The organism is Stenotrophomonas sp. YJH_SMC_73 (assembly GCF_059370155.1).
Genome location: NZ_JCAFTJ010000013.1, coordinates 146663 through 156633 on the forward strand (window position 1 = coordinate 146663; position 9971 = coordinate 156633).

Genomic DNA, 9971 nt, shown 5'->3' on the forward strand with positions numbered 1-9971 from the left:
TCAGCGCAGGGCGGCTCGCGGCGACTCGTCCAACTGCGGCGCTTCTTCGTCCAGCAGGCGGGTGAACTCGTCCGACGGCAGCGCCTGCGAGATCAGGAAGCCCTGCACCTGGCTGCACCCCAGCTGGCGCAGGGCAGCCAGGTCGGCATCGCTTTCCACGCCCTCTGCCACGATGGTCAGGCCCAGCTGGTTGGCCAGCGCGATCACCGTCGTCAGGGTCAGGTGCAAGGCCGGGTCGCGCGCGCATCCGCTGACCAGCGCGCGGTCGATCTTGACCTCGGTGAAAGGGGTATTGACCAGGTTGTGGACCGAGCTCAGGCCCTGCCCGAAATCGTCCTGGGCCAGGCCGAAGCCCTTCATGCGCAGGCGGCAGGCGCCGGCATAGAAGTCGCTGACGTGCCGCGTGGTGCTGTTTTCCATCAGTTCGAAGCACAATTCACCGGGCGTACCGCCGTTGGCCAGGGTCAGTGCCAGCAGTTCGTCGGGCAGGTCCGACTGCTCCAGCAGGTGAGGGGGCAGGTTGATCGATACCGGTACCCGGAACCCTTGCTTGCGCCAGCGTGCCTGCGCGCTGATGCTGGCCTTGAGCATCATCCGCAGCAGATCGCCCTCCAGCCCGTAGCGGCAGATTGCCGGCAGGAAGCTGCCAGCGGCCAGCGTGCCCAGCTGCGGATGTCGCCAGCGCACCAGTGCTTCGGCCGCCACCACGCGTCCTGACTGCAGTGACTTCTTCGGTTGGAACCAGGCCGTCAGGCTGCCATCGGCCATGGCCTGGCGCAGCTGCGATGCATCCGGTTCGGGCGCAGCCGCCGCGCGCGTAGGGGCCTCGCCGGCGGCCGGACGCGCCTGCGCCAAGGCCTCGAACAGGGCGTCCACATCGGCGGCCGCCACCGGCTTGGGCAGCAGGCCGACCACATCCAGCCCCAGCGATTCGGCCATCAGCCGTGCCGAGGTCATCATCCGCCGCGGGGCCGCGCTGACCACCGCGAGGCGTGGCGGGCGCGGCTGTGCCGCCAGCGCCTGGATGAACTGGATGCCGTCCTGCCCGGGCATCAGCAGGTCGCTGACCACCAGGTCATAGGGCTGGCACGCACACAGCGCGATGGCCGCATCCACGTCTTCGCAGGCGTCGACCTGCACGCCTGCGTGGCTGCCGAACAGATTGGCCAGGAAACCACGCTGGAAGGGCTGGTCTTCCAGGATCAGGACACGCTGGGTCATGCCGGGTCTCCTTGGCGCAGTGAGGTGAGCGCCTTGCGCAGGCGTGCGATGTCGATGGGTTTGCTCAGGTAGCCCTGCATGCCACTGGCCAGGCAGCGCTCGCGCTCCTCGGCAGTGGCATTGGCGGTGGCGCCGATCACCGGCACCGGGTTGCCGTCCTCGCGCAGTTGCCGGGCCAACGCGTGGCCGTCCATGCGCGGCATGTTGATGTCGGTCACCACCAGGTCGAAAGACTGCTCTCGGCATCGCTGCAGGGCTTCCACGCCGTCCTGTGCCAGCTCCACGTCGCAGCCGAGGGTGCGCAGCTGCTCGGCCAGGATCACCCGGTTGATCGGGTTGTCTTCGACGGCCAGCACGTGCAGGCCCAGCGGCATCGGCGTTGCCGCGCGCGATGTTTCCGGCAGCGCCGCACGTTGCTGCTGCACGTTGGCCAGTGCATTGCCGATCGCGGTCATCCCATGCAGGGTCACCACCAGGCTGCCATCGGCGGCAACGGTGGGCTGGTCGCCGCCGTCGATCGATGCCACCACGCGAGGGCCTGCCCAGGCCAGCGGCATCCCGGCCTCGCCGTCCATCAGGATCGCGCCGTCATGGTCCAGCAGTGCAGGGTCGCCCTGCAGGGGCTGTGCGTTGGCACCCCAGCGACGCAGCCAGCCGCAGGCACTGTCGACCAGTTCGCGATCACGGCCGCGCACCAGGATCGGCGGCTCCGGCAGCAGGGTCGGGCCATCCTCGGCGGCGGCCAGCACCGGCAAGGGCAGGCGCACGCTGAAGCTGCTGCCCAGGCCGGGCTCGCTCACCACCTGCAGCTCGCCGCTCATCAGGCGCACCAGGCGGTCGCTGATGGACAGGCCCAGCCCGGTGCCCTGTGCACTGGCCGCGCCGCGGACCTGGCGGAACGGTTCGAACAACCGCGCCTGTTCCTCCGCGGCGATGCCCACGCCGGTATCGGTGACCTGCCAGGCCAGCACGCTCGATTCACCTTCGCGCTGTACCTGGCGCACGCGCAGTACCACCCGGCCATGCTCGGTGAACTTGATCGCGTTGCTGAGCAGGTTGCCCAGCACCTGGCGGATGCGGTCGGCATCACCCAGCACGCGCGTGGGCAGGCGCGGGTCGGTGCAGACCAGGATCTGCAGGCCCTTGCAGGTGGCCGATGCGGCGAAGCTGCGCAGCACGCTCTCGGTCAGCTCGCGCGGCGAGAACGGCGCCGGCTCCAGGCTGAGCTGCCCGGATTCGATCTTGGAAACATCCAGCACATCGCTGATCAACTGCAGCAGGACCGATGAGGAACTCTCGATGGTGCGCAGGTACTGCGACTGCCGGGCGTCCAGCGAGGTGTGCCCGAGCAGCTCCAGCGTGCCCAGCACGCCGTAGAGCGGAGTACGGATTTCATGGCTCATGGTGGCCAGGAACGCGCTCTTGGCCTGGTTGGCCGCATCGGCGGCCTGGCGTGCCGACGACAGCGCGGCCTGTGCCTGGCGGTGCCGGGAAATGTCATGGAACACGCACAGCAGCACGTCGTCGCCCTGGTAGCGGCAGGCCGCGTGCAGCACCTGCAGCTGACGACCGTCGCGGGTGGTGAATTCCAGTCCACGCCCGCGCTCGCCGGCATGTCCGCGCCATGGCGCCTGCCAGTCGCTGTGTTCGCCTTCTTCGCCAAGCCAGTCGCGTAGCAGCTGGTTGGAGAGCAGCAGCGCGCGGTCGCTGCGGCGCAGGACGCAGATGCCGACCGGCGCCATGTCGATCACCGTCGAACTGAAATCCAGGTTCTCCAGCAGCCTGCGCTGTTGCTGCAGGGCCGGCTGGATCAGCTGGAGGTCCACGCGATGCCGCAGCAGGCGCAGCGCGACGCCGGCCAGCAGCAGCAACAGCGCGCAGACCAGCAGCGGCACCGCCAGGTCACCCAGCAGGAGTTGCGACGGCAGGTGGTAGACCAACCGCCAGCCGTCGTTGCCGACACTTTTCACCAGCGCTACACCGCGCGGAAGCCCGCCACTCCACAGCGTGCCGAAGCTGTCGTCCTGGCGTTCCCGCAGGGTCTTCCAGCCCGCACCATCCAGACGCGGGGTCTGGCTGGACAATGCCGGCTGCCCCGCACGGTCGAGCAGCGCATAGCCGCCGATGCCCTGGCCGTCGATCATGCTCGCCGCCGCCGCGCCATCGAGCAGCAGCACCAGCCACTGCGTCGGATGCGGGCCGGCGCGTACCGGCTGCGCCAATGCAACGCCACTGTCACCCGGGCGCAGCCAGTGCACCGGGTCGGCCGCCTCCAGGCTGCCGCTGCGTGCCTGCAGCGCACGCAGCGATGGCAGGTGCGCCAGGTCCACGTCGACCTCGCCGCCGGCCAGCCAGTGCGTGCCGTGCGCATCGACCAGCAGCAGATGCGTCTGCAGTGCCTGCAGCGTGTGTTCGGCGCGCGCTGACAACAGCAGCCGCTGGCCCGGTTGGCCGCCAGCACCATCCAGCGGCACCTGGCGCATGCCTTCGCTGTCCGCCGCAGGTGCATCCGGGTTGCCCCTCACCACCGAATCGCCCAGATAGCGCAGCAGGGCTTCGCGCTGGTCGAAATAGATCTGGGCCCTGTAGGCCGCTGCATTCATCTCGCGGCGATGGGTCGAGATGTCCTCGGTGAATGCCGTGAGCAGGTAGAAGCCGGCCGCGGCGGCCAGGCAGACGAAGACGCACACGGTCAGGCAGCGCAGCAGCACCGACGCTGTGGTCGATGGCACGGCCTGCTGCAGCGAAGGGCGGGGGAAGCGGAACATGCAACGATGCTAGGGAGCGGCGCGCGCGGCGCGGAATCAGCTGTTTCCTAAAATCCCCGGCTGGCCGGTCGGGCCGGAGCCTGCGCGCGGGTACCGTTCAGGCGGCGGAAAAAAAGAACCCCCGCCGAAGCGGGGGTCTCCTGTATCTGCGCTGGCCGGGCGCTTACAGCGCGCTGCCACCGAACTTGTGGGTGTACTGCAGGTTGATCGTGCGCCCCACGCTGTCGAACCAGGACACGTCGTAGTACGGGTATGCAGTGTAGGTACGGTCCTTCGGCGGCATCTTGTTGAACACATTGACCACCGACAGCGACAGGCGCGAGTGGTCGTCGAAGCGGTACTGCAGCGAGGCGTTGTAGCGATAGGTCGCCTTCACGTACGGGCTGTCGCCGCTGTCCCAGTCGAACACCTGGTCGTAGCTGTCCGAGGTCGGCAGCTTGCCCAGGCGCGAACCGTACACCGTTGCCGACCACGCATCCTTTTCCCAGGTCACGCTCAGGCTGGTCTTGGTGCGTGGGATGTCGAAGCCGCTGTTCACTGCGAACTGGTCTTCGGTGCGGTCGCCCGGGTAGCGCTGGAAGTCATGCTTCTTCACCCAGGTGTGGGTGCCGTTGAAGATGAAGTCGCCGATGCCCGTCTGCAGGCGGTAGCGCAGGCCGACGTCGATGCCGGAGGTGGATTCGCGGGCGACGTTGATCGGCGCCACGCGCACGCCATACAGGCGCCCGTCGTTGCTGCGGGTGATGCGGGCGAGTGCATCCACGCAGGTCGGCGAGGTGATGTCGGCGCTGCCCAGGCGGCAGTTCGCTTCGTTGGCCAGGATCGTGCGCACGTCCATGTCCTGCACCTGGTCGCGCATGTCGATGTCGAACCAGTCCACCGACAGGTCCAGGCCGACGGCCGGCGACCAGACGAAGCCGGCACTCCACGAGGTGCTGGTTTCCGGGTCGAGCTGGCGGTTGCCGGTGCGGCTGCGGATCAGGTTGCGCTCGTAGTCGGCGCAGTCGGTGGCGCCGTCGGCGCGGCAGCTGTACAGGTCTTCGGCGGTGGTCTCATCGTTGCCCGGGCCGGCGAATACATAGTGCAGGTCCGGCGCACGGAACGCGGTGCCATACGAACCGCGCACCAGCAGCGTGTCGATCGGGCGCCATTCCAGGCCACCGCTCCAGGTCGCCTTGCCGATGGTGTGGCCGGAATAGCGGTACTGGTCGTAGCGGCCGGCCACGCTCAGGTTGACCGTTTCGTGCAGCGGCATGCGCAGCTCGGCCGCCGTAGCCCAGCGGTTGCGCGAACCTTGGCCGTCCGAATCCTTCCAGCTGTAATAGTAGTACTGGGTCGCCAGCGGATCAGGATTGAGCGAGTACGCCTGCTGGCCCACTTCCACGGTCGCGGCGAAACCGGCGTCACCGCCGGGCAGGCCGAACAGCGCGGAATTGGTCAGGGTGAATGCCGCCGTCTCCGTGCGCGACTTCGGCGTGTAGGTGGTACGCGCGGCGATCGAATCGTACTCGGCGCGGGTCAGTGGCCGGTACAGGCGTGACGGGTCGGCGTTGTAGATCGGGAAACCGTCGTCATCCACGCCCAGCTGCGGGCCGAGGAACAGGTCATTGGCCTTGGCGGCGATGATCTGCGCCCAGCTGATCCGCGACTGGTACTGCGAATGGCTCAATGCCGCTTCGTAGTCCCAGTTGCCGGCCAGGTTGCCCTTGAAGCCGGTGGTCACGCTGAAGGTCTTCTGCGTGCTGCGCACCATGGCATTGCGCAGGCCACCCATTTCCTCGGGCGAGAACTGGCGCTGCCAGAACTCGATCTCGCCGGTGGCTTCGTTGTTGAAGTAGCCCGACTCATCGCCGTTGGCGTCCATGCGGCCCCACTTGGTGACGTCGCGCATCAGCGACATCGTGTGGTAGCCCAGCTGCACGTCGGCGAACCACTGCTGGCCATTGTCGAAGTCATGGCTCAACGACGCGTAGCCGTTGGCACCGCGGCGCTTGCTGAGGATGGTGCCGTAGCCGATCGAGCTGTCGCTGCCACAGTAGTAGCCGTACTTCGGACGGTAGGCGCGGTAGGTGCTGCCCTGGTTCTGGCCGGACAGCGCTTCGCAGGTGGCGGCGCCGGGGTCCAGATAGTCATCGTTGTAGTCGGTGCGCAGGTACGCACGGCGCGCGATGCGCGAACCCTCGGTGGGGCCGTCCTGGGTCGAGTCCTGGATGTCGCGCTCATAGGCCCACAGCGGCGTCTGCGACTGCAGTTCGACGCTGTATACCGCGTTGAAGTTGCCACGGCTGAAACCGCTGGCGATGCTCATGTCGAACGACTCGCCACCGCCTTCAGTGGTGGTGCCCATGCGCATGTCGATCGTGGTGCCGTCGGCCTTCTTCTTCAGGATGAAGTTGACCACGCCGGCGATCGCGTCCGATCCATAGATGGCCGAGGCGCTGCCGGTCAGTACTTCAATGCGCTCGATCATCCCCAGCGGAATGTTGGAGACATCGGTGAAGTTGCTGCGGCCCTTGAACGGCATCGGGAAGTCGGCGATACGGCGGCCATTGACCAGCACCAGCGTGTGGTTCGGGCCCAGGCCGCGCAGGTCCACCTGCTGGGCACCCGGCGAGAAGTCGGCGCCGCTGGAAGACTGCTGGCTCTGCGTCTCACCGCCGTTCTGGGTCATCGCACGCAGCACGTCCGGCACGCTGGTGAAGCCACTGGAGCGGATCTGTTCGGCGTTGATCACCGTGATCGGGGCGGGGCCTTCCACCTGGGCGCGCGGAATGCGCGAACCGGTGACCTGCACCGCGTCCAGTTGTTGTACCGGAGAGGACGCCGGAGCCTGGGCGGCCGCGGAAGCAGCCACACCCATCAACGCTAGCTGGATCGACCACGCCATCGCCTTTCTACGCATGAGGAATTCTCGGAAATGAAGCCGGCCCGCAGAGGAGGGGCCTGTCCCCCATTCAGATTTCCGGAATGGGCGCGCGCATTTAACGCCTTTTTTATGTCCTTGACTACTGGGTCCCTATCTGGCAAAGAGTGAAAACGCTTGCAAGTCGATTTTGTTCAGGGAGATCAAGATGCGACGCGTTCACCGGACCCTGCGTACCCTTGTTGCCTGGCTGGCGCTGCTCATGCTGGCCTGGCCGTCGGCCGCGCCCGCGCAGGATCTGCAGGGCCCGGGCTTTTCCTATTACGAGGTCGGCGACCTTGAGGCCCCACGTCCCGGGCCGCGTGCATCCGCGATGATGCTGATGGGCGGTGGCGAGTGGGTGCCGGATGCCTTCCAGTGGTGGTTGAAGCAGGCAGGCAATGGCCGTGTACTGATCCTGCGTGCCTCCGGTGGCGATGAACTGCAGGACCGCCTGTACCGCGAGATCGGCGGCACCACCGCGGTACAGACGCTGGTCTTCGACAGCCGCCGCGGTGCCGATGATCCAGCCGTGCTGCGCGTGGTCGCTGCGGCCGATGCCATCTTCATTGCCGGCGGCGACCAGTCGCGCTACATCCGCTTCTGGAAGGGCACCGCACTCAACCGCGCGCTCAACGCCCATGTACGCGCCGGCAAGCCGATTGCCGGTACCAGCGCTGGCCTGGCCATCCTCGGCGGCTATGCCTATGGCGCCATGGATGGCGGCAGCATCAGCTCGGCCGGTGCGCTGGCCGATCCGATGGGCAGCGCAGTCACCATGGACAGTGGCTTCCTGCAGATGCCCTACCTGCAGCGCGTGGTCACCGACACCCATTTCGACAAGCGTGACCGCCTTGGCCGCCTCATCGTGTTCGTGGCACGCGCCGCGCAGGACAGCGGCGACCCTGACATCGTCGGCATCGGCGTTGATGAGGACACCGCCCTGTGCGTGGAGCCCGATGGCCAGGCCCAGGTCTACAGCGCTGATGGCGAGGGCAAGGTCTGGGTGGTCAGCCCCGGTCGTGATGCCGATCGCCTGGTCGAGGGCGAACCATTGCGCTTCCATGCCGTTCCGGTGACCGTGGTCGCCAGTGGCAGCCGCATGCGCCTGGACGATTTCCAGGCCGAGGCCGACTACCAGGCCGTGGCCGACATCAGCGACGGCCAGATCGAGTTCACGCTTCGGTAGCGCCGGCCGCTGGCCGGCAACTCACTTCCCTGAGCTGATGCGCCCCTTGCGGCCAGCGGCCGGCGCTACCCTGCAATCCATTCCCTTGTCCTGCTGGAGACGTACCTGATGAAACTGCGCCTGGCGCTGTCCGTGCTGCTGTCCTTTCCATTGATCGCCCAGGCCGCCCCGGCTGCGTCGCCATTGCTGGTCATCCATGGCGGCGCCGGCGTCGAACGCAAGGACCTGTCGCCGGCCGAAGAGAAGGCTGCGCGCGATGCGTTGCGCGCCGCACTGCTGAAAGGCCATGCCGAACTGGCGGCCGGTCGTCCGGCGCTTGCAGCGGTCACTGCGGCAATCACCGTGCTGGAGGACGATCCGACCTTCAACGCTGGCAAGGGCGCAGTGTTCACCCATGACGGCCACAACGAGCTGGATGCGGCGGTGATGGACGGTGCCACCCAGGCAGCAGGTGCGGTGGCCGGCGTGCAGCGGGTGCGTAACCCGATCCTGCTGGCGCAGACCGTGATGCAGAAGTCCAGGCACGTGATGATGGTAGGCCAGGGTGCCGAAGCCTTCGCGGTGGAGCAGGGCATTGCTCTGGTTGATCCCTCCTACTTCCGCACGGAGAAGCGTTGGCAGCAGCTGCAGCGCGCGCTTAAGGAAGAGGCCAATGGCCAGGCCCATGCCGACCTGGAGACCGCAAAGCACTTCGGTACCGTCGGTGCGGTCGCGCTGGATGCGCAGGGGCAGCTGGCCGCCGGCACCTCCACGGGCGGCATGACCAACAAGCGCTATGGCCGGGTGGGTGACTCGCCGGTCATCGGCGCCGGCACCTGGGCCGATGCGCGCTGTGCGGTGTCGGGCACCGGCTGGGGCGAGTACTACATCCGCACCGCGGCCGCGCACGAGATCTGTGCGCGCATGCGCTACCAGGGGCAGAGCCCGGAGCAGGCCGGCAAGGGCGTGATCAACGAGACGATTCCGCAAATGGGCGGCGACGGTGGTGCGATCGTGCTTGCCGCGGACGGCAGAATGGCCACGCCGTTCAACACCCAGGGCATGTATCGGGGCTGGATCGGCGCCGACGGAGTCCCCCATGTCGCAATTTTCGCCAGCGAGACCCTGCCGGTCCCCGGTCAATAACCTTGCGTATCAATGGGTTTGCGACAACGTGTGAAAAAGATGGAAAAAAGCGTTGACAGCCCCCCGTCCCATCAGCAGAATAAGCGGCTCACCACCACACACCGCAACGCTTCGGCGGCAACGGAATGGGGTGGTAAGGAGGGATACCCAAGCGGCCAACGGGGGCAGACTGTAAATCTGCTGGCTTACGCCTTCGGTGGTTCGAATCCACCTCCCTCCACCAGTTTCACGTTGTGACATTCCCGGCGCGGGAGTAGTTCAATGGTAGAACCTCAGCCTTCCAAGCTGATGGTGCGGGTTCGATTCCCGTCTCCCGCTCCATTGAATGAACTTTGAATCTTATCGAGTTCATGTCATAATGCAAAACTCGGCTCACGTAGCTCAGTCGGTAGAGCACTTCCTTGGTAAGGAAGAGGTCGAAGGTTCGATTCCTTTCGTGAGCACCATCTTAAGCATCACCTCTCAGACGAATTCGAGATAAGCAGCCATGGCCAAGGGTAAGTTCGAGCGCACCAAGCCGCACGTCAATGTCGGCACCATCGGTCACGTCGACCACGGCAAGACCACGCTGACCGCCGCACTGACCAAGATCGGTGCCGAGCGCTTCGGTGGCGAGTTCAAGGACTACTCCTCGATCGACGCCGCGCCGGAAGAAAAGGCTCGTGGTATCACGATCTCGACCGCGCACGTCGAATACGAATCCCCGATCCGTCACTACGCCCACGTTGACTGCCCGGGCCACGCTGACTACGTCAAGAACATGATC

At 66.5% G+C, this 9971-nt stretch carries 6 protein-coding genes and 3 tRNA genes; 6 read left to right on the plus strand and 3 right to left on the minus strand.

The genetic code is table 11. From position 1 onward, the window contains the following. From AC5P8R_RS18895 to AC5P8R_RS18905, 3 genes are all read right to left on the minus strand, one after another. Entirely contained in the window at positions 1-1221 is a 1221-nt protein-coding gene (locus tag AC5P8R_RS18895; protein WP_014646039.1) for an EAL domain-containing response regulator, read from the minus strand. Then, positions 1218-3989 carry a response regulator gene (locus tag AC5P8R_RS18900; protein WP_495223725.1) on the minus strand — a complete coding sequence of 924 codons (2772 nt, stop codon included), beginning with the start codon at positions 3987-3989 and terminating at the stop codon, positions 1218-1220. The genes AC5P8R_RS18895 and AC5P8R_RS18900 overlap by 4 nt, the downstream gene beginning before the upstream one ends. A 163-nt stretch (positions 3990-4152) precedes the next feature. Next, positions 4153-6891 carry a TonB-dependent receptor plug domain-containing protein gene (locus tag AC5P8R_RS18905; protein WP_164077508.1) on the minus strand — a complete coding sequence of 913 codons (2739 nt, stop codon included), beginning with the start codon at positions 6889-6891 and terminating at the stop codon, positions 4153-4155. Between the two features lie 169 nt (positions 6892-7060). Between AC5P8R_RS18905 and AC5P8R_RS18910 the strand changes: the two genes are divergently transcribed. From AC5P8R_RS18910 to AC5P8R_RS18935, 6 genes are all read left to right on the plus strand, one after another. After that, complete coding sequence (locus tag AC5P8R_RS18910) at positions 7061-8080, plus strand: cyanophycinase (protein ID WP_495223726.1); 1020 nt, start codon at positions 7061-7063, stop codon at positions 8078-8080. Positions 8081-8188: 108 nt separating this feature from the next. Beyond that, positions 8189-9205 (plus strand): isoaspartyl peptidase/L-asparaginase family protein, encoded by a 1017-nt coding sequence (locus AC5P8R_RS18915; protein ID WP_169411762.1) that lies wholly within the window; start codon positions 8189-8191, stop codon positions 9203-9205. 137 nt (positions 9206-9342) lie between these two features. Next, positions 9343-9428: transfer RNA gene (locus AC5P8R_RS18920), tRNA-Tyr, on the plus strand. A 24-nt stretch (positions 9429-9452) separates the two neighbouring features. Further along, positions 9453-9526 (plus strand) — tRNA-Gly (locus AC5P8R_RS18925). 49 nt (positions 9527-9575) lie between these two features. Then, positions 9576-9651, plus strand: a tRNA-Thr gene (locus AC5P8R_RS18930). 41 nt (positions 9652-9692) lie between these two features. After that, positions 9693-9971 (plus strand): GTP-binding protein (locus AC5P8R_RS18935; RefSeq protein ID WP_308307142.1); only part of this gene is annotated, 279 nt, incomplete at its 3' end.